This window comes from Streptomyces sp. NPDC024632, assembly GCF_055559175.1.
This window is the reverse complement of the sequence record NZ_JBVHLD010000016.1, coordinates 31,997-57,777: the sequence shown is the minus strand read 5'-3', so window position 1 is coordinate 57,777 and position 25,781 is coordinate 31,997. Positions and strand designations below refer to the sequence as shown.

Sequence of the window (25,781 nt, the reverse complement as noted above, 5' to 3'; positions counted from 1 at the left end):
GCGGCTCCTGCGCGGCGGAAACGACCCGAGGGTACCGCCGGGTCCTGCGGCCGGGTTTGGAGCTGCTACCGGTGCAAACGTAAAGTTCGGCCGGGGCGGGGCACGCGGGGGCATCGCATGGGCACATACGGAGAGAGCAGCGGCGGGATGACGGCGACAACGCAGGACCTTCACGGCCACGGGGCCTACGAGGAACCGATCGGTGATGCCGAGGACACGGACGGCGCGGAGGCCGTGGACGCTGCGGAGGCCGTGGAGGGCTTCGCCGACGTGCCCGGCATCGATCCCGCGCGGATGGCGGTCTGCCTCGCCGTACTCGGCGAACTCGACACGCTGCCCGTCGACCACCCCGACGCCATCGCCGTACGCCGGGCCACCGCGGGCATTTACCGGTCGGTGAAGCAGCGCCGCCGCCAGGAGCGCCGGGCGGCCAAGACCGCCAACGACAAGGCCGTCACCGAGGCCACCGCGACCGGCGCCGCCGACCGGATCGACGACGAGACCCTCGGCATCCAGCTCACCACCTCCGTCAGCACGGAGATCGCGGGCATCCTGGAGCGGCCCCGCTCCTGCTACGTCTGCAAGACCCGCTACGTCGAGGTCGACGCCTTCTACCACCAGCTCTGCCCGTCGTGCGCCGCCGAGAACCGGGCCCGCCGCGACGCGCGCACCGACCTCACCGGGCGCCGCGCGCTGCTCACCGGCGGACGCGCCAAGATCGGCATGTACATCGCGCTGCGGCTGCTCCGCGACGGCGCGCACACGACGATCACCACCCGCTTCCCCAACGACGCCGTCCGCCGCTTCAAGGCCATGCCCGACAGCGACGAGTGGATCCACCGGCTCAAGATCGTCGGCATCGACCTGCGCGACCCCGCCCAGGTCGTCGCCCTCGCCGACTCGGTCGCGGCGGCGGGCCCGCTCGACATCCTGATCAACAACGCCGCCCAGACCGTACGCCGTTCCCCGGACGCCTACCGCGAGCTGGTCGCCGCCGAGTCCGCGCCGCTGCCCGCGGGCGAACTGCCCGCCTCCGAGGTCTTCGGCGCCTTCGGCAGCGGCGCGCAGACCGCGGCCGCCCTCCCGGCCCCGCGCCGCGAGGACGCCCTCACCGCGCAGGACGTCACCGCCCTCGCGCTCGTCAGCGGCTCCGCCTCGCTCGCCAGGATCGAAACGGGCACCGCCATCGACGCGGGCGGGCTCGTGCCCGACCTCGACCCCACCAACACCTGGGTGCAGACCGTCGGCGAGGTCGACCCCGTCGAACTCCTCGAAGTCCAGCTCTGCAACGTCACCGCGCCGTTCGTCCTCGTCAGCCGGCTCAGGCCCGCCATGGCCGCCGCCGCGGCGCGCCGCAAGTACGTCGTCAACGTCTCCGCCATGGAGGGGCAGTTCAGCCGCGGCTACAAGGGCCCCGGCCACCCCCACACCAACATGGCCAAGGCCGCGCTCAACATGCTCACCCGCACCAGCGCCCAGGAGATGCTCGACACCGACGGCATCCTCATGACCGCCGTCGACACCGGCTGGATCACCGACGAACGGCCCCACCCCGACAAGGTCCGGCTCGCCGCCGAGGGCTTCCACGCCCCCCTCGACCTCGTCGACGGCGCCGCCCGCGTCTACGACCCCGTCGTCCGGGGCGAACGCGGCGAGGATCTCTACGGCTGCTTCCTGAAGGACTACGCCCCCTCCGCCTGGTGACACCGCGCGGGCGGTGACGCTCATCCGCTGCCGCTGCCGCTGCCGCTGCCGCTGCCGCTGCCGCTGCCGCTGCTGCCGTTGCCGTTGCCGCCGACGACCCATCGGACCGGGCCGCACCGGGCCGTCCGGCCGGTCCGGCGGTCACGCGTCGCCGCGCGTACCAGGAATGCTGAGCAGTCCGCCTACGCGCGTCCGCGTCGCCGTACGCGCAAGGTCGTAGATCTCAGCTCCCACGCCCCTCACGCGCCCCTCCCGTGCCCCGAGTGCAACCGGCGCGCGGGGGGCGCGCGGCACCCGGCGCCCGCACGGCGCATTTCCTGGCGCGCACCTGTGACGTGCGAATTCCCCGCGGAGCGGAATCACCGAATCCGGTGGCCTATGCCAGCCGCTCTTGCCGAATAATCCGTGATGCCGCCCGGTCGATTACCGATGTACGGATTTGGCCATTAACGAGCGCCGCCGATTCCGCGCCGTCGTTTCGGGCGCCAAGGCGGCGAGCTTTACGTGATGCGATGCCCTGGCATTTATCTACGGCCTGGCCGGTCCGCTCCGCCGCCGTCGAAGAAGGCGCAGTTCGGGGCGGGGTGCACCCGGTAATCGAAAATATGTCCGTCGCCGCCGGGGCCTATATACCCCGGTTCTTCGATCTGAATCAGGTGAGGAGGAAGTTCGTACCCCCAACAGGTGAAACCGGCCAATCGTCGGCCTCCCGGCAGTCTTTCCGTCCGAAGAAGTCGGCTGTTGTACTCTGACGATGATGCGAATAGGGACAGGGCTGTGCCGCCCCGCGCTTTACCGGGGGCCGTACGGCGAGAAGAAACGGAAAACTGAGGGAAGGTGGAGCGGCCATGGTTAATCCTTTCGACGACGACTCGGCTCGGTTCGTCGTATTGGTGAACGACGAGGGACAGCACTCCCTGTGGCCCGCACATCTCGACCAACCCGGCGGCTGGCACGCGGACGGCCCGGAGAGATCCCGTCAGGAGTGCCTGGACGCGATCGAGAAGTCCTGGATCGACATGCGGCCCACGAGCCTGGTGCGCGCGATGGAGGCGGACGTCCGGTAGGCGGAGTCCCGGGGGGGGGGGGGGGGGGGGGGGGGGGGGGGGGGGGGGGGGGGGGGGGGGGGGGGGGGGGGGGGGGGGGGGGGGGGGGGGGGGGGGGGGGAGGAGAGGAGGCCGGTCGCTTTTCAGCCGGCCCCCCCCCCCCCCCCCCCCCCCCCCCCCCCCCCCCCCCCCCCGACCCCGTCCCTCGCGCTTCCCGCCGCCTCGGTGAGCGGGTCCGACCGAAGGTGACCGCACACGATCACTTTCGGTCCGTGAATGCTCTCTTTCGTCGCGGGTGTTTCACCGGGACCATCACCCGGTCCTTCGCGGCGTCATCCGCCGCGCGCGGCAGGGAACGCCCTTCGCCGCGAATCGCCGCGCCGGCGGAACCCGAGTGCCCGAGCCGATGACGCGGGCGCGCTTTCGGCCCGCCTCCCTCGGCACGGCGTCGGCGGCCTTTTTATCGACGGGCTGATTTCGTCGTTTCTCCGCACCGTTCCAGAATCTCCCCGAAGGGGTCGACCGGCATGCATGAAGACAGCTCCTTCTCAGAAGACAGTTCCTTCCCGGCGGACAGCGTTTCCCGGGATCTCTTCGAACTGACGTCGGCCCAGCAAGGTGTCTGGTACGGGCAGTTGATCGATCCGGACAGTCCGAAGTACAACATCGGGGAATGCCTGGAGATCCGCGGCGACCTCGACGAGGCGCTTTTCGCCGCCGCGCTCGGCCGGGCCGTCGCCCACTGCGACAATCTCCACCTGCGGTTCGAGACCGGCGACGACGGCGTCCGGCAGTACGTCACCGACCGCCCGGCCACCGCGACCGACCGGGTCCGCCTGATCGACCTGTCCGGCGCGGAGGACCCGGCGGCCGAGGCCGAGGCGTACATGGCACGGGACATGGCCACCGTCGACCGGCTCGACGCCCCGTCCCACCACTTCGCGCTGCTGCGTCTGGCCCCCCGGCTGCGCTACTGGTACGTGCGCTACCACCACATAGCCATCGACGGCCTCAGCGGCGGCGTGGTCAACCACCTCGTGGCCGACCTCTACGCGCGTGCGGTCCGCGGCGAGGACATCGCCGCGGTCGACCTCCCGGCCGCCTCACTGCGCGAGCTGGTGGCGGACGAGCTGGCGTACCTCGGGTCGGAGCGCCACCGCGCGGACCGGGCGTACTGGATCGACACCTTCGCCGGGCCGACCGCCGAACGCGGGACGGACGCGGCGGGGACGGCCGGGACAGCGGTACCGGCGGGAACGGCACGAACGGCACGAACGGCACGAACGGCGGGAACGGCGGACGAGGCGGACGCCCGCGGCGGCGCGCCGCTCATCCGCCGCCGCGCCGCGGACCTGCCGGACGCGGGCGCCGCCGCCCCGCCGGGCGCGGGCCCGGCCGCCCCGCTGCACACCGGCGAGTCGCTGCCCGTCGCCGTCCTGGACGGCCTGCGACGGCTCGGCTCCGCCCGCCGCACCACCTGGACGGCCGTCGTGGTGAGCGCGGCCGCCGCGTACGTCGCGCGGGCCACCGGCCGCGAGGACGTCACCGTCGGGCTGGCCTCGAACGGCCGGCACAGCGCGCTGCGGCACGCCGTCGGCATGACGGCCAACGTGCTGCCGATCAGGCTGCGCCTGCCCGCCGACCGGACCGTCGGCGACCTGATCCGGTCGGTGTCCGCCGAGATGGCCCGCGCCCTGCGCCACCGCCGCTACTCCCGCGAACAGCTCGCCCGCGAGGTGGACGCGGGCGACGACGCCGCGCGCCTGACCGATCTCGTCGTCAACGTCATGCCCTACAACTTCGACCTCGACCTCGCGGGCAGCCCCGCCACCTCCCGTGTGCTGTCCATCGGACCCGTCGACGACGTGTCGCTCTTCGTCTCCGAACGGTCGGAGGGCATAGGCCCGCTGATCGGGCTGGACGCCGCCCCGGCGCTCTACCACCCCGACGACGTCCTGCTCCACCAGCACGCTCTCGTCTCCTTCCTCACCGCGCTGGCGGCGGCGGACGCCGACACCCTGCTGCGCGACCTGCCGTTCCTGGACGACGACGCGGCCGAGGCGGTCCTCGCCCAGGGCCGCGGCGCGCAACTGCCGCCGCGCACCGCCACGGCGAACCTGCCCGAGGCGTTCGCCGCCCAGGCGCGCCTGACCCCGGACGCGACGGCCGTCGTGGACGGCGCCCGCACGCTCTCCTACCGCGAACTCGCCCGCACCGCGGACGCCCTGTCCCACGCCCTGGCGGGCTGGGGCGTGGCCGCGGAGGACCGGGTCGCGGTGCTCCTGGAACGCTCGGCCGCGGTGGTGTCCGCCACCCTCGGCGTGGTGGGCGCGGGCGCCGCCTACGTGCCGATGGACCCGGCCTGGCCCGCGGAACGGCTCAGCGGCGTCTGCGGCGTCGCGGGCGTACGCGCCCTGGTGGTCGACGAGGCCGCCGCCGCGCAGCCGTGGGTGAAGGAGGCGGCGGCCGGTCTGCCGGTCGTCGTCGTCGACAGGACCGGTGCCGTCGTCCGCGGCGGGCCGCCGTCCCCGACGCCGCCGCTGAGGGCCGGACATCCCGACCGGCTCGCGTATGTGATGTTCACCTCGGGCTCGACCGGTCTGCCCAAGGGAGTTGGCGTCACGCACGGGGACGTTCTGGCGCTGGCGGCCGACTCCGCGTGGCACGACGGCGCGGTGGAAGCGGTGCTGATGCACTCGGCGTACGTCTTCGACGCCTCGACGTTCGAGATCTGGGCGCCGCTGCTCAGCGGCGGCCGGATCGTCGTCGCACCCGAAGGCGTCCTGCACGCACCGGTCCTGCGCGACATGGTGGAGCGCCACGCGGTGACCGCGCTGTTCCTGACCACCGCCCTGTTCAACCTGGTGGCCGAGGAGGAGCCGACGGCGTTCGCCGGACTGCGCCTGGTCTGCTCCGGAGGCGAGGCCGCCGCTCCCGACCTGCTGCGACGGGTGGCCGTCGGCGCGCCCGACGTGACGGTGCTGCACGTGTACGGGCCCACCGAGACCACCACCTTCGCCACCCGCCACCACGTCACCGCCGACCCGCTGCCGGGACCGCCGCCCATCGGCCGGCCCCTGGACGGCATGCGCCTGTACGTGCTCGACGACGCCCTGCGCCTGGTGCCGCCCGGCGTGGTGGGGGAGCTGTACGTCGGCGGCTCCGGTGTGGCGCGCGGCTACGTCGGCCGCCCCGACCTGACCGCGACCCGTTTCGTGGCAGACCCGTTCGGTACGGGGGGCGGCCGGATGTACCGCACCGGCGACCTCGTGCGCTGGACCGCGGGCGGCCAGGTGGAGTACGTCGGCCGCGCCGACGGCCAGGTCAAGCTGCGCGGCTACCGCATCGAGCCCGCCGAGATCGAGTCCGTCCTGCTCACCGCGCCGGGTGTGCGCGCCGCGTGCGTCGTGGTGCGCGAGGACACGCCGGGCGACCGGCGGCTGGCCGCCTATATCGTGCCGTCGGCCGACGTCCGCCCCGACGAGGAGTCCCTGGTCCGGCACGTCACGCGCGCCCTGCCCTCGTACATGGTGCCCTCGGTGTTCGTCCCGCTGGACGCGCTGCCGCTGAACCCCAACGGCAAGGTCGACCGGCGCGCCCTGCCCGTGCCGCCGGCCGCGGTCGCGACCGGCCGTGCCCCGCGCACCCCGCGCGAGGAGGTGCTCGCCGGGCTGTTCGCCGACGTCCTGGGCGTGGCCGCCGTCGGCATCGACGACAACTTCTTCGCGCTGGGCGGCCATTCACTGCTGGCCACCCGGCTCACCGGCCGGTTACGGGCGGCGCTGGGGGCCGAACTCGACCTGCGCACCCTCTTCGACCACCCGACGGTCGCCTCCCTCGCCGGGGTCCTCGACACCGCCCGCGCCCGCGGACCGGTCCTCGCCCCGCGCCAGCGCCCCGACCCGCTGCCGCTGTCCTTCGCGCAGCAGCGGCTGTGGTTCCTCAACCGCGTCGAGGGCCGCCCCGGCAGCACGTACAACGTCCCGCTCGTCCTCGCGCTCGACGGCGACCTGGACGTGCGGACCCTGCGCGAGGCGCTGGCCGACGTGGTCGACCGGCACGAGAGCCTGCGCACCGTCTTCGCCGAGGAGGACGGCGTCGCCCGGCAGGTGATCCGGCACGGCGCCGACGCGGCGGCGCTCGTCCCGCTCACGGTCGCGCACGCCCCGTCCGACAAAGGCGGGGCAGGCGGGGCAGACGGGGCAGACGGGGCAGCGGCAGCACGCGACGACGGCGCGGAAGGCGCGGAAGCCGGCGCGGGCCTGGGACGCGAGCAGGGCCAGGAGCATGCCGCCGCCTGGGCCGAGGAAACGGTACGGCACCTGACCTCGCTCCCCTTCGACCTCGCAGGGGACGCCCCGCTGCGCGCCCACCTGCTCGTGCTGGGCCCCGCCCGGCACGTCCTGGTCCTCGTCCTGCACCACGTCGTCGCCGACGGCTGGTCGCTGGCCCCGCTCGTGCGTGACCTCGGAGCCGCCTACCGGGCCAGGACCGCGGGCGCGGACGCCCCCGACTGGCCCGCGTTGCGCGTGCAGTACGCCGACTACACGCTCTGGCAGCGCGAACTGCTCGGCGGCGACGGCCCGGACGGCCTGGGCGCACGTCAACTCGCCTTCTGGCGGGAGGCGTTGGCGGGCGCGCCCGACCTCCTCGACCTGCCGCTCGACCGGCCCCGGCGCGCGGTGCCCACCCACCGCGGCGGCGCGCACCCGATCGAACTGCCCGCCGCCACGCACACGGCGCTGGTCCGGCTCGCCCGCGCGTGCGGCCGTACCCCGTTCATGGTCCTCCAGGCGGCCCTCGCGGTGACGCTGCACGCGTACGGCGCGGGCACCGACATCCCGCTGGGCACGGCGGTTGCCGGACGTACCGACGAGGCACTGGACGACCTGGTCGGCTTCTTCGTCAACACCCTCGTGCTGCGCACCGACCTGTCCGGCGACCCGACCTTCCGCGAACTGCTGGACCGGGTGGGGCGGTTCGACCTGGCCGCCTTCGGCCACGCCGACCTGCCCTTCGAACGGCTGGTGGAGGAGCTGAACCCCGAGCGCTCGGGCGACCACCACCCGCTCTTCCAGACCATGCTGGTCCTCCAGAGCCAGCGGCAGGCGCGGCTCGACCTGCCGGGCGTCACCGTCCACGACCGGTCCGCGCACACCGGGATCAGCAAATTCGACCTGACCCTCTCGCTGACGGAGGCCGACCCCGACCCCGACGGCGACCCGGCCGAGGCCGGCGGCATCAGCGGGTATCTGGAGTACGCCGCCGACCTCTTCGACCCGGACACCGCCCGCGACCTGTGCGACGGCTTCGTCCGTGTCCTCACCCAGGCCGTCGCCGAACCCGGCCTCACCGTCAGCGCGTTGGAGCCGATGGCGCCCGGCGCGCGGGCCCGGCTCCTCGCCCGCGGACAGGGCGAGCGGCGACCGCTGCCGACCCGTACCGTGCCCGAGGCGGTCCGGGAGTGGGCCCTGCGCACACCCGGCGCCGTCGCCGTGCGCGACGCGGGCGCCAGCCTGACCTACGCCGCTCTCGACGCCCGCGCCGACAGCCTCGCCCAGGTACTGCGCGAGCGAGGGGTCGGCCGCGAGAGCGTCGTGGCCCTGGCCGTACCGCCGTCCGTGGACACCGTGGTGGCCATGCTGGCGGTCCTGCGGGCGGGCGGGGCCTACCTGCCCGTCGATCCGCGGTACCCGGCGGCGCGCATCCGGCAGATGCTCGACGACGCCGGGCCCGTCCTGCTGCTCACCACCGGGCGGATACGCGAGGACCTGCCCGTCGGCGGGCCGCCCCGGCTCGCGCTCGACGACCCGGCCGACATGGCGGCCGGCCCCATGGCGCGGGACGCGAGACCGTCCCATCCGGCCGACCCCGCGTACGTCATCTACACCTCAGGTTCCACCGGCCGCCCCAAGGGCGTGGTCGTGCCGCACGGCGCGCTGGCCAACCACATGGCCTGGATGACGCGGCACTTGGACGTCACCGCGGACGACCGGGTGCTCGCCCGCACCTCCACCAGCTTCGACGCGTCCGTCTGGGAGGTGTGGCTCCCGCTGGTGAACGGCGCCGAGGTCTGCGTGCTGCCGCGCGAGGCCAACGAGGAACCCCGTGAACTCGTCTCCTGGATGAGCAAGTTCGGAGTGACCCTCGCCCAATTCGTGCCCTCCCACCTCGCCCTCGTCCTCGCCGAGGCCGGGAGCCACGCCCCGCTGCCCGACCTGCGCGCCGTGCTGTGCGGCGGCGAACCGCTGCCGCGCGCCGTCGCGGCCGAGGTCGCCGCCCAGTGGCGGGTGCCGACGCACAATCTCTACGGGCCGACCGAGGCGACCATCGACGCCACCGCCCACCGCGTGCCGGACGCGACGACCGCGCCCACCGGCCCGCGCGCCCGGCCCGCCGCGCCCGACGAGCCGTCCGCCGCGACCGCCGCGTCCGAGACCGTGCCGATCGGCCGCCCCGTCGACACCATGCGCGGGTACGTCCTCGACGACCGGCTGCGGCCCGTCCCGCCTGGTGTCACCGGGGAGTTGTACCTGGCGGGCCCCAACCTCGCGCGCGGCTACCTCGGCCGGCCGGGGCTGACCGCCGCCCGGTTCGTCGCCGACCCCTTCGCCGCCACCGGCGCTGACCTCGCCGCCACCGCCGACCCCGGCGACCCGACCTCCGCCGCCGGTGCCCGGATGTACCGGACGGGCGACCTCGTGCGGTGGAGCCGCGACGGCCTGCTCGAATACCGGGGCCGCGCCGACGACCAGGTCAAACTCCGTGGTTTCCGGATCGAGTTGGGCGAGGTCGAGGCCGAACTGGCGGCCCTGCCCGGCGTCACGGCCGCCTGCGCCGTCGTCCGCGAGGACGTCCCCGGCAGGCCCGTCCTGGTCGCGTACGCCGTTACCGGCGACCCGGCACCGCAGGGTCCCGGCCTGCGCGACGCGCTCGCCGGGACGCTGCCCCACCACATGGTCCCCTCGGCGGTCGTCGTGCTCGACGCCCTTCCGCTGCTGCCCAACGGCAAGGTGGACCGCCGCGCCCTGCCCGAGCCCGCCGCGGGCACCGGCGGCCCGAGCGCACCGGGACGGCGCACCTTCCAGGAGGAACTGCTCGCCGGGATCTTCGCCGACGTCCTCGAAGTGCCCCAAGTACGGCCCGGGGAAAGCTTCTTCGACCTCGGCGGGCACTCCCTGCTCGCGATGCGCGTCGTCAGCCGTATCCGCACCCTGCTGCACGCCGACGTCACCCTGCGCACGCTGTTCGAGCACCCGACCGTCGAGGAGCTGGCCCGCGTCCTGGACACGCCGGGCCGCCGCCGACCCGCGGTGCTGCCCGTCACGCGGCGGCCCGACCCGCTGCCGCTGTCGTTCGCCCAGCGCCGCCTGTGGTTCCTCAACCGGCTGGAGGGCCCCAGCTCCACGTACAACATCCCGCTCGTCCTGCAACTGCGGGGCGCCCTGGACGCGGACGCCCTGCGCGGCGCGCTGCGCGACACCGTCGCCCGGCACGAGGCGCTGCGCACGGTGTTCCCCGAACGGGACGGCGTACCGCACCAGTTGATCCTTCCGGCCGAAACGGCCGCGCCCGCGCTGCCCGTCACGAGCACCGCCCCCTCGCGGCTGGAGGCGGCCGTCCTGGACGCCGTACAGGAGCCGTTCGACGTCGGGACCGACCTGCCGCTGCGCGCGCTGCTGCTGCGCTCCGCGCCCGAACACCACGTCCTGGTCCTGGTGTTGCACCACATCGCGGGCGACGGCTGGTCGCTGGCCCCGCTCGCCCGCCACCTCGGCGACGCCTACCGGGCGCGCCTGGCGGGCGAAGAGGGCGGCACGGCGCCCGGCGCGCGGCTCCAGTACGCCGACTACACCCTGTGGCAGCACGCCCTTCTCGCCGAGGACGGAAGCGACAGCGCCGTCGAGGACCCCGCCGCCCACGGCGACAGCCTGCTGCGGGAACAGCTCGACCACTGGCGCGCCGCCCTCGACGGGCTGCCCGTCCTGATCGACCTGCCCTCGGACCGGCCGCGCCCGGCCGTCGTCGACCCGAGGGGCGCGGTGCACGCCTTCGACGTGCCGCCCGCCGTGCGCGACGGCCTGCTGAAGCTGGCCAGGCAGTCGGGGAGCAGCCTGTTCATGGTGCTCCAGGCGGCCGTCGCCACCCTGCTGAGCCGGCACGGCGCCGGGGACGACATCCCGCTCGGCACCCCGGTGGCGGGCCGCACGGACGAGGCGCTCGAAGACCTGGTCGGGTTCTTCGTCAACACCCTCGTGCTGCGCACCGACCTGTCCGGCGACCCCACCTTCGCCGAACTCCTCACCCGTGTCAGGGAGTTCGACCTGACGGCCTACGCGCACCAGGACATACCCTTCGAGCGGCTTGTGGAGGAGCTCAACCCCGCCAGAGCGCGCGACCACCACCCGCTGTTCCAGACCATGCTCGTCCTGCAGAACCAGGACAGTCCCCGCCCCGACCTGCCCGGCGTTACCGTCGAGGACCGCCTCGTCCACAACGGCCTGAGCAAGTTCGACCTCACCTTCGCCTTCACCGAGGAGCCCGCGGGGGCCCCCGATGCGGACGGCTCCCTGAGCGCCGGAATCGAGTACGCCACCGCCCTCTTCGACCGTGCCACCGTCGAAACCCTCGCCGCGCGCCTGGTCGGGCTGCTGGAACAGGTCGTGGCCGATCCGGACCTGCGCCTGGCCGCGTACGACTTGATGACGCCGGACGAACACACCCGCATCACGCGCTGGGGCACCGGCCGCGCCCTGCCGACCGGCCCGGAGGACGGCACCCTGACCGCCGCCTTCGCCGCCCAGGCGCGGCGCACACCGGACGCCGTGGCCGTCGTCGCCGACGACACCACCCTCGACTACGCGGGACTCGACCGGATCTCGGCCGACCTCGCCGGGGTGCTCGCCGGTCTCGGGGCCGGTCCGGAGACGCGGGTCGGTGTGCTGCTCGACCGGTCCGCCGCGGTGGTGTCGGTGTCCCTCGGCATCGTCCGCTCCGGCGCCGCCTACGTCCCCCTCGACAGGCGCTGGCCCGACGAACGCCACAGCCAGGTCGCCGACATCGCGGACATCCGCCTCCTCGTCGTCGGCGAGGAGGCCGCGCGATCGCCCCGGGTCGCCGCCGCCGGGACGCCGGTCGTGGTCGTGGACCGGCTCGGCCGGGTGCTGTCCGGAGCGCGCCGCCCCGCCGCCCCGGCCCCCGTGCCCGGCCCCGCGACCCTGGCGTACGTGATGTTCACCTCGGGCTCGACCGGTCTGCCCAAGGGAGTTGGCGTCACGCACGGGGACGTCCTGGCGTTGGCGGCCGATTCCGCGTGGCACGACGGCGCGGTGGAAGCGGTGCTGATGCACTCGGCGTACGTCTTCGACGCCTCGACGTTCGAGATCTGGGCGCCGCTGCTCAGCGGCGGCCGGATCGTCGTCGCACCCGAAGGCGCCCTGGAGGCACACGTCCTCGACCACGCCGTCCACGAGCACGGCGTGACCGCCGTCTTCCTGACCACCGCCCTGTTCAACGTGATCGCGGAGACCGATCCCGGTGCCTTCGCGGGGCTGCGGCTCGTCTGCGCCGGTGGTGAACTTGCCTCGCCCGACCTGATGCAGCGCGTCGCCCGGGTCGCGCCCGGAGCGCGACTCCTGCACGTGTACGGGCCCACCGAGACCACCACCTTCGCCACCCGCCACCAGGTCACCGAGGATCTGCCGACCGGGCCGCCGCCCATCGGCCGCCCGCTGGACGGCATGCGCGGTCACGTCCTCGACCACCACCTGCGTCCGGTGCCGCCCGGTGTCACGGGCGAGCTGTACCTGGCAGGACGCGGCGTGGCGCGCGGGTACATCTGCCGCCCCGACCTGACCGCCACGCGCTTCGTGGCCGACCCGTTCGGTACGGGGGGCGGCCGGATGTACCGCACCGGAGACCTCGTGCGCTGGACCCCGGGCGGCCAGGTGGAGTACGTCGGCCGCGCCGACGGCCAGGTCAAGCTGCGCGGCTACCGCATCGAACTGGGCGAGATCGAAGGGGCGCTGGCAGGCTGCGAGGGGGTCGCCGACGCCTTCGCCATGGTCAGGGAGGACACCCCCGGTGACCGCCGGCTCGTGGCCTACGTGGTGCCCGCGGCCGACGGCCGCCCGGAGGCCGGTGCGCTCGCGAGCGCCCTCGGCCACTCGCTGCCCGCCTACATGGTGCCGTCGGCGTTCGTCCTCCTCGACACGCTGCCGCTGACCCCCAACGGCAAGGTCGACCGGCACGCGCTCCCCGAACCCGCCCGCCGCGCGCCGGTCCGCACGACGGCCGCCCGCACCGCCCGCGAGGAGATCGTCCGCGGCCTGTTCGCCGACGTCCTCGGACTGCCCGCCGCGGCGGCCGACGACGATTTCTTCGCACTGGGCGGCCACTCGCTGCTCGCCACCCGCCTCGCCGCCCGCGTCCGCACCGCGCTCGGTGTGGAGATCGAGGTCAGAGCCCTGTTCGAGCATCCCACCCCGGCCCGGCTCGCCGACGCTCTCGACGACGCGCGGCGGGCCAGGACGCCGTTGCTGCGGGCCGCCTCCCGCCCCGACCCGCTGCCGCTGTCCTTCGCGCAGCAACGTCTGTGGTTCCTCAACCGGTTCGAGGGGCCCAGCGCCACGTACAACGTGCCGATGGTGCTGCGGCTGGACGGTCCGCTCGACGCGGACGTCCTCGCGAGCGCCGTGGCCGACGTCGTCGAGCGGCACGAGAGCCTGCGCACGGTCTTCCCCGACACACGGGGCGTGGCACGCCAGGTGGTGCGCGCCGCCGACGACGCGGACATTGACCTCGCGCCGCGCGACACCGACCCCGGGCGGCTGGACGAGGCGCTGAGCGCGGAGGTGGCGCACACCTTCGACGTGAGCACCGGCCTCCCGCTGCGGGCGCGGCTGCTGCGGCTGGCCGACGACGCCCACGTCCTGGTCCTGCTGGTCCACCACATCGCGGGCGACGGCTGGTCGCTGGCCCCGCTCGCCCGTGACCTGGGCCTGGCGTACCGGGCCCGCGTCGCGGGCGAGGAGCCCGGCTGGACCGAACTCGCCGTGCAGTACGCCGACTACACGCTGTGGCAGCGGGAACTGCTCGGCGCCGAGGACGACCCGTCCAGCCGGGCCGCGCGCCAACTGGACTTCTGGCGCGGCGCGCTCGACGGCGCTCCCGAACTCCTCGACCTGCCGTACGACCGGCCGCGCCCCGACGTCACCTCGCATCGCGGCGACGCGTTCTCCTTCGCCGTGGACGCCGGTACCCATCGGGCGCTGGCGGACCTCGCCCGCGCGCGCGGGTGCAGCCTGTTCATGGTGCTCCAGGCCGGTGTGGCGGTGCTGCTCTCCCGGCACGGCGCGGGCGAGGACATCCCGCTCGGCACCCCCGTGGCCGGGCGCACCGACGAGGCGCTGGACGACCTGGTGGGCTTCTTCGTCAACACCCTCGTGCTGCGCACCGACCTGTCGGGGAACCCCACCTTCGGCGAAGTGCTCGACCGCGTGCGGGAGTTCGACCTGGCCGCCTACGCCCACCAGGACATTCCGTTCGAACGCCTGGTGGACAGCCTCGACCCGGTCCGCGCCCAGAACCGGCACCCGCTCTTCCAGACCATGGTCGCGCTCCAGAACCAGGCCGACGCCGCCGTGGACCTGCCCGGCCTCACCGTGACCGGGCAGCATGTCGGCACCGGCATCAGCAAGTTCGACCTGACGTTCACCTTCACCGAGAAGCGCGACGAGGTGAACGCGCCCGCCGGTCTCGACGCGGTCCTGGAGTTCTCCACCGAACTGTTCGCCCACTCCACCGCGCACGGCCTGGCCGACCGCCTCACCCGGCTCCTCGGCGCGCTCGCCGCCGAGCCGGAGCGGCCCGTGCACACCGCCCCCGTCCTGGCCGCCGACCGGCGGGCGGCGCTGCTGGCGGCCGGGCACGGCCCGCTCCGGCCCGCTGCGGGCACGATCCCCTCGGCGTTCGAGGCCCAGCGCGCCCGGACCCCGGAGGCCGTCGCGGTCCGCGCGGGCGCGCGGACCCTGACCTTCACCGAACTCGACGCGCTCTCCGACGAGTTGGCGGACCGCCTGCGCGGTCGCGGGGTCGGCCGCGGCGACCTGGTCGCCCTCGCGATGCCCGGCACCGCGGACCAGACGGTCGCCATGCTGGCGGTGGCCAAGGCCGGGGCGGCCTATCTGGCGGTCGACCCCGAGTACCCGCGGGCCCGTATCGCCTTCATGATCGACGACGCCCGTCCCGTACTGCTGCTCACCCGCGGGGCCACCGCGCCGCAGGACCTGCCCGTACCCGTCCTGGACCTGGACGTGGACCTGGACCCGGGGGCCGTGAGCACCGGCGCGGCCGGTCGGAATGCTGTGGCGGCCGACCCGCGCGACGCGGCGTACGTCATCTACACCTCGGGCTCCACCGGGCGCCCCAAGGGCGTGGTCGTCACCCACGGCTCCGTCACCAACCACATGGCGTGGATGGCCGCCCACCTCGAACTCACCGACGACGACCGGGTCCTCGCCCGCACCTCACCGAGCTTCGACGCCTCCGTCTGGGAGACCTGGCTGCCGCTGCTCCACGGCGGTGCCACCTGCCCCGTGCCGCCCGCGGCCAACCACGACCCGGCGGGACTGCTGGCCCTGATGCGCGAGACGGAGGTGACCGTCGCGCAGTTCGTGCCCTCGCACCTCTCGCTCCTGCTGGCCGAGACCGACCCCGGCGACGCGCCCGAGAGCCTGCGCGCGGTGCTGTGCGGCGGCGAGCCGCTGACCCGGACACTGGCGGAGCGCGTCGGCCGCGACTGGCGGGCGCGGGTGCACAATCTCTACGGCCCGACCGAGGCCACCATCGACGCCACCGCCCACCGGTGGGACGGGCGGCAGGACACCGACGGGTACGGGGAGAGCGTCCCGCTGGGCCGCCCCGTCGACAACACCCGCGCCTACGTCCTCGACAGCGGCCTCCAGCCCGTGCCGCCCGGCGTCACCGGGGAGCTGTACCTCGCGGGCGACGGCCTCGCCCGCGGCTACCTCGGCCGCCCGGCGCTGACCGCGGCGCGGTTCGTCGCCGACCCGCACGGACCCGGCGGCGCCCGGATGTACCGCACGGGCGACCTCGTCAGATACGGCGCCGACGGCGAGCTCACCTTCGTCGCCCGCGCCGACGAACAGGTCAAGCTCAACGGCCTGCGCATCGAACCCGGCGAGATCGAGGCCGCCCTCACCGGCCTGGACGGGATCGCCGCCGCGTGCGTACTGGTCCGCGAGGACATACCGGGGGAGCGGCGCCTGGTCGCCTACACCGTCCCCGACCGGCCCGGCGCCCCCACCGACCGCGAACTGCGCGACCGCCTGGCCGCGGAACTGCCCGCCTACATGACACCCGCCGTCTTCGTCCCGCTGGACGCGCTGCCCCTGCTGCCCAACGGAAAGACCGACCGCAAGGCGCTGCCCGCCCCGGCCCGGCCCGCCGCCGCCCGGCCCGGAGGACAGCCGCGCACCGCGTCCGAGCGCGTGCTCTGCGAGGTCTTCGCCGCGCTGCTGCACACCGACACCGTCCGTACCGACGACGACTTCTTCGGTCTCGGCGGCGACAGCATCCTCTCGATCCAGCTCGTCAGCCGCGCGCGGGAGGCCGGGCTGAGCGTCACACCGCGCGACGTGTTCGCGCACCGCACGCCCGAGGCGATCGCGGCCGTTGCCCGAACCCTCGGCCAGGACGTGCCGGCCCAGGCCGTACCCGGCTCCGGCGAACTGCCGGCCACGCCCATCGCCGCGTGGCTGCTGCGACGGCCCGGCACCATCGACGGGTACAACCAGTCAGGGGTGCTGCGCACACCCGCGGGAGCCGACGAGGACAGCGTCGCCGCCACGCTCCAGCGCCTCATCGACCACCACGACACGCTCCGGCTGCGGGCCGTCAGGACCGGCGAGGACAGCCCCGTGCTCGACGTGCTGCCGCCCGGCGCCGTGAGCATCCGTCAGCGCCTCACCCGTGTCGATGTCGCGGGACTCGACGCCGACGCCGTCCGCACCGTCCTCGCCGAGGCGGGGGAGCGGGCCCGGCGGCGGCTGCGGCCCGCGGACGGCCACGTGATCGAGGCGGTCTGGTGCGACGCGGGACCGCACGCGCGCGGACGGCTGCTGCTGGTCGTGCACCACCTCGCCGTCGACGCCGTCTCCTGGCGCGTCCTCGCCGAAGACCTCGCCACGGCCTGGCACGCCGTCACCTCGGGTCCGCCCGAGGACGGCCTGCCCGCCGTCGGCACGACCTACCGCGGCTGGGCGCGGCTGCTCGCCGCCCAGGCGCTGGAACCGGCGCGCGAAGCGGAACTCCCGCTGTGGGAAAGGGCCTTGAGCACCCCCGCGCCCCGCCTGGGAAACCGGCCGCTCCACCCCGACCTGGACACCGCCGACCGGACCCGCACGGTGACCACCCGGCTGCCCGCCACCTGGACCGCGCCGCTGCTCACCGACGTGCCCGCCGCCTTCCACGCGGGAGTCGGCGACGTCCTGCTCACCGGCCTCGCCCTCGCCCTGAACTCCTGGCAGGCCCAACGGGCGGCAGACGGCGGCCCGTTGCCCGGCGGCACCGGCGTGCTGCTCGACGTCGAGGGCCACGGACGCGAGCAGATCGCCGACCACGTCGACCTGTCCCGTACCGTCGGCTGGTTCACCAGCCTCTACCCGGTCAGCGTCGATCCGGGACCCGTCGATCCCCGCGACCCCGGGCGGTTCGGCCCCGCGCTCGTGGACCGCGCGCTCAAACGCGTCAAGGAGCAGTTGCGGGCCGTGCCCGACCACGGCCTCGGATTCGGGATGCTGCGCCACCTCAACCCGGCCACCCGCCCCCGGCTCGCCGCCCTGCCGGAACCGCAGATCGGCTTCAACTACCTCGGCCGGTACACCACTTCGCACCAGGACACCGCCGGGGCCGCGCGGCAGGACGCGGGCGCCGACTGGGAAGTGCTGCTCGACGGCGGCGGCCCGCGCGCCCAGGACCCGGACATGCCCGTCCACCACGTCCTCGACATCAACGCGCACACCGAGGACCTGCCCGACGGCCCGCGCCTGGTGACCCGGTGGACGTGGGCCGCCGACCTGATCGCGGAAGAGGAGATCGACGCCCTGTCCGACGCCTTCGGACGCGCCCTGCGCGCCATCGCCGAGCACACCGAACAACCCGACGCGGGCGGCTACACGCCCTCCGACCTACCGCTGGTCTCGCTCGACCAGGCCCAGATCGACCGGCTTCAGAACAAGTGGGGTGGACACAAGTGACCGGGTTCCAGTTGGAGGACGTACTTCCGCTGACACCGCTTCAGTCGGGGATGCTCTTCCACGCGCTGTACGACTCCGCCGCCGTGGACGTCTACACCGCGCAGTTCGTCTTCGACCTCGAAGGCGCCGTCGACGTCGCCGCGCTGCGCGCCGCCATCGCCGCCCTGCTGCGGCGGCACGCCAACCTGCGGGTCGGTTTCCTGCACGAGGACCTGGACGAGCCCGTACAGGCGGTCGCCGCCACCGTCCCCGTACCGCTGGAGGAACTCGATCTGACCGGGCGGGACGGCGCGGCGGCGGGTGAACGGCTCGGCGCGTTCCTCGCCGCCGACCGGACCCGGCGCTTCGACCTCACCTCCCCGCCGCTGATGCGGTTCACCCTGGTGCGCACCGCCCCCCGTCAGTCGCGGCTGGTCATGACGAGCCACCACATCCTGCTCGACGGCTGGTCGACACCGCTGCTGGTACGGGAGCTGTTCGAGCTGTACGCGAGCCGCGGCGACGACACCGCGCTGCCCCGCCCCACCCCGTACCGGACCTACCTGGCCTGGCTCGCCCGGCAGGACCGCGCCGCCGCCCTGGACACCTGGCGCACCGCCCTGGCGGGCCTGGAGGCCCCGACCCTGCTCGCCGGGCCCGGCCGGACGCGGACGGCCGCCACCGACGACCTGCCCGGAACGCTCGTCCTCGACCTGGACGCGGCCACCACGACCCGGCTGCGCGAGACCGCCCGCGCCCACCGGCTCACCGTCAACACCCTGGTCCAGGGCGCCTGGGGACTGCTGCTGACGCACCTCACCGGGCGCGACGACATCGTCTTCGGCACCACCGTCTCCGGCCGCCCGCCCGAGATACCCGGCGTCGAATCGATGATCGGCCTGTTCATCAACACCGTGCCGGTACGGCTGCGCCTGGAGCCCGGCGAGACCCTGGCCGCGCTCCTGACCAGGCTCCAGGCCGAACAGGGCCGCCTCCTGGACAGCCAGTACCTGGGCCTGACCGAGATCCGCGGCGTCACCGGACTGGACGAACTCTTCGACACCCTCGCGGTCTTCGAGAACTACCCGGTGGACGCCGCCGCGCTGAGCACCGCCCGGCGCGGACTGCCCGGCCTCGACCTCACCGGCTTCACCGGCACGGACGCCGCCCACTACCCGCTCACCCTCACCATCGCGCCGGGCGACCGGCTGAGGATCACCTTCGGCTACCGGGCCGCCGTCCTCGACCACGACGACGTGGCCCGCACCGTCGCCCGCGTGCGGCGCGTGCTGACCGCGATGGCCGACGGCCTCGACCGCCGCGCCGACACCGTCGACGTCCTCCTCGACGGCGAGCGCGAACGGCTGCTCGCCCTCGGGCGCGGCGCCCCGCTCCCCGTCGGCACCGTGGACACCAGCGTCTGGGACACCGTGCTGCGCCACGCCGCCGACCACCCCGACCGGCCCGCCGTGACCGGCGCGGGCGAGCCGTTGTCGTACCGCGAACTGGCCGACGTCGCGGGGGAGACGGCCCGCGCCCTGACCGGCCTCACCACCGCGTCCGGCAGCCGCGTCGGTGTCATGACGGAGCGCTCGGCCGCCCAGGTCACCGTGTCCCTGGCCGTGCTGGGCGCGGGCGCCGCCTATGTGCCGCTCGACCCGCGCTGGCCCGACGAACGGCTCACCCGTGTCGCCGAGGCGGCCGGACTGCGCGCCCTGGTGGTCGACGAGGCCGCCGCCGCCCATCCGTGGGTCCGCGGTCTCGCCACCGCCCTGCCGACGCTGACCGTGGACGCCGCGGGTCGGGTCCGCGCAGGCGCGCCCGCCGCCCCCGGAACCCTGCCGGAGGTCACCGGGGGCGCCCGGCTCGCGTACGTGATGTTCACCTCGGGCTCCACCGGCCTGCCCAAGGCCGTCGGCGTCACCCACGCCGACATCGCCGCGCTGGCCGCCGACCGCGTCTGGCACGGCGGCGCGGCCGACGCCGTCCTGCTGCACTCGGCGTACGTCTTCGACGCCTCCACCTTCGAGATGTGGGCGCCGCTGCTCAGCGGCGGCCGGGTCGTCGTGGCCCCGCCCGGCCCCCTCCAGCCCGCCGTGCTCCGGGACCTCGTGGCCCGGCACGGCCTGACGTCGGCGTTCTTGACCACCTCCCTGTTCAACCTCGTCGCCGAGGCCGACCCGGACGCGCTCGGCCTGCTCCGCACGGTCGCCTCGGGCGGCGAGGCCGCCGCCCCCGGCGTCCTGCAACGCCTGGCCGCCGCCCACCCCGGCACCGCCGTCCTCAATGTGTACGGGCCCACCGAGACGACCACCTTCGCCACCCGCCACCAAGTGCGCCCCGAGGACGGCCCCGACGGCGCGCCGCCGATCGGCGGCCCCACCGACGGCACCCGCGCCTACGTCCTGGACGCCGCGCTGCGCCCGGTCCCGCCGGGAGCCGAGGGCGAACTGTACGTCGCGGGCCCCGGCGTGGCGCGCGGCTACCTGGAGCGGCCCGCCCTGACGGCCACCCGCTTCGTCGCCGACCCGTTCGCCGCCACCGGGGACCGCATGTACCGCACCGGCGACCTCGTGCGCCAACAGCCCGACGGCGTCCTCCAGTACGTCGCACGGGCCGACCAGCAGGTCAAACTGCGCGGCCACCGCATCGAGCCCGGCGAGATCGAGGCGGTGCTGCGCGCCGACCCGTCGGTGCGGTCCGCCTGCGTCATGGTGCGCGAGGACCTGCCCGGCGGTCGCGGACTCGCCGCGTACGTCGTCCCCGCGCCCGGCCGCACCCCCGACCCCGACCTGCTCACCGCGCACGTCGGCAGCCACCTTCCCGGCTACATGGTGCCGACCGCGATCCAGGTGCTCGACGGCTTCCCGCTGACCGTCAACGGCAAGCTGGACCGGGCGGCCCTCCCCGCGCCCGCCGCCCCTGACCTGGCCCCGGTCCGGGCCCCGCGCGACGCCCACGAGGAGATCCTGACCGGCCTGTTCGCCGACGTGCTCGGGGTGCCCCGGGTCGGCCCGGACGACAGCTTCTTCGCGCTCGGCGGCCACTCGCTGCTCGCCACCCGCCTGGTGGGCCGCATCCGGACCGCCCTGGCCGCCGAGACCGAGATCCGCACGCTGTTCGACCACCCCACCGCCGCCGCCCTCGCGACCGCGCTGAAGGACGCGCGCCGTCCGGCGCGGCCCGCGCTCGTCTCCCAGCCCCGCCCTGCCGTCCTCCCGCTGTCGTACGCCCAGCGCCGCCTGTGGTTCCTGCACCGCCTCGAAGGGCCCTCGGCGACGTACAACATCCCCTTCGCCGTACGCCTGGACGGGCCCCTCGACACCGGCGCGCTGCGCCGGGCCCTGCGCGATGTCGTCGTCCGGCACTCCGCGCTGCGCACGGTCTTCCCCGAGCACGACGGCGGACCGCGCCAGCTCATCACGGCGGCCGACGACGTCCGCCTCGTCCTGGCAGCGGAGACCGTCGAGCCGGACAAGCTGCACGACCGGGTCAGGTCCGCGGCGGCCGAACCGATCGACATCGAGCGGCAGTTGCCGCTGCGGGCGACTGTGCTGCGGCTGGCCGACGACGCCCACGTCCTGGTCCTGGTGATCCACCACATCGCCTCCGACGGGTCCTCCATGGCGCCCCTCGCCCGTGACCTCGCCGCCGCCTACCGCGCCCGCGTCGGCGGGCGGGCCCCGGCCTGGGCCGAACCGCCCGTCGACTACGCCGACTTCACGCTCTGGCAGCGCGGGCTGCTCGGCGACGAGCAGGACCCCGACAGCGCCATGGCCCGCCAACTGCGGTACTGGAAGCAGGCGTTGGACGGCCTGCCGCACCTGGTCGAACTGCCGTGGGACCTGCCGCGCCCCGCCGTCCCCCGGCACACCGGCGCCAGCCACGACTTCGTCCTGGACCCCGCCGTGGCCCGGCGCGTCACCGACCTCGCCCGCAGCCGCGGCTGCACGGTCTTCATGGTGCTCCAGGCCGCCCTGTCACTGCTGCTGTCCCGGCACGGAGCCGGTGACGACATCCCGCTGGGCACGGCGGTCGCCGGACGCACCGACGAGGCCGCGACCGACCTCGTGGGCTTCTTCGTGAACACCCTCGTGCTGCGCACGGACCTGGCGGGCGACCCGACGTTCCTCGAACTCCTGGACCGCGTCAAGGACGCCGACCTCGCGGCCTACGCCCACCAGGACGTCCCCTTCGAGCGGCTGGTCGAACTGCTCAACCCCGCGCGCTCGCAGAACCACCACCCGCTCTTCCAGACCATGCTCGTGCTCCAGAACCACGCCCCCGCCGCCCCCTTCGACCTGCCCGGCCTCACCGTCTCCGGCCTGCCCGTCGATCCGGGCGTCAGCAAATTCGACCTGTCGTTCACCTTCACCGAGACACCCGCCGGTACGGATACGGATACGGATACGGATACGGGTACGGCGGACGGTCAGGACGCGTCCGGCCCGTCCGGCGGCATGCGCGCGACCGTGGACTACGCGACGGAGCTGTTCACCGAGGCCACGGTCGGCGCGCTCGCCGAGCGCCTCGTCGTCCTGCTCGGCGAGGTCACCGCCGACCCCGGCCGCCCGCTGCGGACCTACGACGTCCTCGGCCCCGGCGAACGCGCCCGGATCGCCGCCCTGGGCACAGGACCGGCCGACGACCTGCCCCGCTCGACGGTCCCCGAACTCTTCGCCCGGCAGGTCCGCCGCGCCCCGGACGCCCCGGCGGTGCGCGACGCGGCCGCCACCCTCAGCTACGCCGAACTCGACGCGCGCGCCGACGCCCTGGCCCGCCGTCTCCTCGCGCGGGGGATCGGCCCCGAGGACCGGGTGGCCGTCGCGCTGCCCCGGACCAACGACCTCGTCGTCGCCCTCCTCGGCGTCCTCAAGGCCGGTGCCGCGTATCTGCCGCTCGACCCCGCCTACCCGGCCCAGCGGCTGTCCTTCATGCTCGACGACGCCGGGCCGCGGCTGCTCCTCACCACGGCCGACGTCGGCGCCCGCCTCCCGGAGACCGCCGTACCGCGCCTGGTGCTCGACACCCCCGAGGCGGACGGTGCGCCGGTCCCGCCGCGCGGGGACACCGCCGTCCCGCGGCGTGCGCTCCCGTCGCATCCCGCGTACGTCATCTACACCTCCGGCTCCACCGGCCGGCCCAAGGGCGTGGTCGTCACCCACCAGGGCGTCGGCGCCATGGCCAGGACGCAGCGCGACCGGCTCCGGGCCGGTCCCGGCAGCCGGGTCCTCCAGATGGCGTCGGTCAGCTTCGACGCCGCGTTCTGGGAGCTGTGCATGGGGCTGCTGTCCGGCGCCTGCCTGGAGATCGGGGAACGCGAAGCCCTGCTGCCGGGACCCGCCCTCGCGGACGCCGTCCGCACGCGCGGCATCACCCACCTCACGCTGCCCCCGGCCGCGCTCGCGGTGATGGAGCCCGGCTCCCTGCCCACCGGGATCACCCTGGTGCTCGCGGGCGAGGCGTGCCCGCCGGAGCTGGCGCGGGCCTGGGCGCGCGGGCGGTACCTCGTCAACGCCTACGGCCCCACCGAGACGACCGTCTGCGCCACCATGAGCGGCTTCCAGCGGGCGGACGGTGCCCTCGCCCCCGACCGCGCGGTCCCCATCGGCCTGCCCGTGGACGGCACCCGCGTGCACGTACTGGACGACCGGCTGGCACCCGTCCCCTCCGGTGTCATCGGCGAGTTGTACGTGTCGGGCGCGGGACTGGCCCGCGGCTACCTCGGCAGGGCCGCCCTCACCGCGTCCCGCTTCGTGGCCGACCCGTTCGACCGCTCCGGCGGCCGTATGTACCGCACCGGCGACCTGGTGCGCCGTACGGCCGAGGGCCAGATCGTCTACGTCGGCCGGGTCGACGACCAGGTCAAGCTCCGCGGATTCCGGGTGGAACCCGGTGAGATCGAGGCCGCGATCACGGCGCTGCCCGGCGTCGCGGCGGCCTGCGTCGTCGTCCGCGAGGACCGGCCGGGCGACCGGCGCCTGGTCGCCTACACCGTGGCCGCGCGCGGCGAGACGGCCCCCGACGAGGCGGCGATCCGCGCCCGGCTCGCCGACACGCTGCCCGGCCACATGATCCCGGCCGCGTGCGTCCGGCTCGACGCGCTGCCGGTCACCCCCAACGGGAAGACCGACCGTCGTGCCCTGCCCGCGCCCGGTCACGCCGCGCCCGCCGCGTCCAGGCCCCCGGCCACCGACCGCGAACGCGAGCTGTGCGCGGCGTTCGCGCAGACGCTCGGCGTGCCCGAGGTCGGGGTGACGGACGACTTCTTCGCCCTCGGCGGCCACTCGCTGCTCGCGGTGACCCTGGCCCGCAGGATCGAGGAGCGGTGCGGCCGACGGCCCTCGCTCAGGGCGCTGTTCGCGGCGCCGACGGTCGAAGGCGTCATCCGGTCGCTGGACGGCGCGGCGGACAGAGGTCCGGCGGCGCCGGACACCACGCCGACCGGGCCGGGCGACGGCCTGGGCGAGGGACCGCTGGACCCGGTCGCGTCGTACCTCCTCGCGGAGGTCCGGCTCGCCCCCGACATCACGGGCGGTGCGCGCCGGACCGCGCCGGTACCCGCTCCCACCCGCTCCCGCCCCGCCGCCCGCCCCCTGCTGACCGGCGCTTCCGGCTTCCTCGGCGCGTTCCTGCTGCGCGACCTCATCGAGGCCACGGACGGCCCCGTCGACTGCCTGGTCCGCGCCGACGGCCCGGACCACGCGGCGCACCGGCTGCGGGCCAACCTGGAGCGCTACGGCCTCTGGCGCCCCGCCTACGCCGACCTGGTCCGTCCCGTCCCCGGCGACCTGGCCGCCCCCGGTCTCGGCCTGTCGCCCGACGACCGCGCCGCCCTGGCCCGCCGCCTCGGCCCGGTGCTGCACAACGGCGCCCGGGTCAACTTCGCCGCCCCGTACGGCGATCTGCGCGCCGCCAACGTGGCCGGTACCGAGGAACTGCTGCGGCTGCTCGCCGACTCCGGCTCACCGGGCATGCACTACATCTCGACCACGAGCGTCTACGCCCCGTCGTCCGATCCCGACGCCGCGCCCGTCACGGAGTCGACGCCGACCGGCCCGGCCGCCGACCTGCCGGGCGGCTACGCGCAGAGCAAGTGGGTGGCCGAGGGGATCGTCGACCTGGCGCGCGCCCGCGGCCTGCCGGTCACCGTCTACCGCCCCGGCCGGATCAGCGGCGACACCGCCACCGGCGCCTGCCAGGACCGCGACCTGCTCTGGCAGCTCATCAAGGGCTGCCTCCAGGCCGGGGCGGTGCCGGACCTGCCGCACGGCTCGACCGACTGGATACCCGTCGACTACGTCAGCGCGGCCGTCGTGGCACTGGCCCGCTCCGCCGGGACCAGTACCGCCATGCCCGTGTACCACCTCACCAACCCGGACGCCCCCGACCTGCGGACCGTCTTCGAAGTGGCCGCCCGCCTGGGCCACGAGCTGCCCACCGTCCCGGTGGCGCGGTGGCGCTCCCGCGTGGCGGCGCAGCCCGACAACGCCGCCCAGCTCCTGCTCGGCGACGACACCCCGCCCGCCGGCTCCGCCCCCTCCCACCACCGCCGCTTCGACTCCCGGCGCACCGCCGCGCAAGCCGCCGCCGCGGGCGTCCACCTGCCGCCCCTGACCGACACGGTGCTCACCCGCTACCTCACCCACGGCCACACCACCGGCTACCTCCCCACCCCCTGACCCGGCCCCGTCCGCGCCGCGACCGACCGTCCCCTCAGGACCCGCGCCTCCCGAAACGCGGTGGCCCCCCCGGGGGGTCGGGAGGATGGGGC

The 25,781-nt window shown here is 75.0% G+C and carries 4 protein-coding genes; all 4 read left to right on the top strand.

The features are described from left to right. Window positions 1-294 precede the first annotated feature (294 nt). The 4 genes from ACZ37P_RS28555 (at window position 295) to ACZ37P_RS28540 (ending at window position 25,689) form a co-directional block, all read left to right on the top strand. The gene (locus ACZ37P_RS28555; protein ID WP_467349365.1) at window positions 295-1,704 is read left to right on the top strand and encodes an SDR family NAD(P)-dependent oxidoreductase; all 1,410 of its coding nucleotides are present in this window, start codon (window positions 295-297) and stop codon (window positions 1,702-1,704) included. A gap of 848 nt (window positions 1,705-2,552) precedes the next feature. Continuing rightward, a complete protein-coding gene (locus ACZ37P_RS28550) occupies window positions 2,553-2,771 on the top strand; it encodes an MbtH family protein (RefSeq protein WP_188285961.1) in 219 nt (72 codons plus the stop codon). A 506-nt stretch (window positions 2,772-3,277) separates the two neighbouring features. Next, entirely contained in the window at window positions 3,278-18,028 is a 14,751-nt protein-coding gene (locus ACZ37P_RS28545; RefSeq protein ID WP_467349249.1) for an amino acid adenylation domain-containing protein, read from the top strand. Beyond that, window positions 18,025-25,689, top strand: a complete 7,665-nt coding sequence (locus ACZ37P_RS28540; protein ID WP_467349248.1) for an amino acid adenylation domain-containing protein — start codon at window positions 18,025-18,027, stop codon at window positions 25,687-25,689. The genes ACZ37P_RS28545 and ACZ37P_RS28540 overlap by 4 nt, the downstream gene beginning before the upstream one ends. Window positions 25,690-25,781 lie beyond the last annotated feature (92 nt).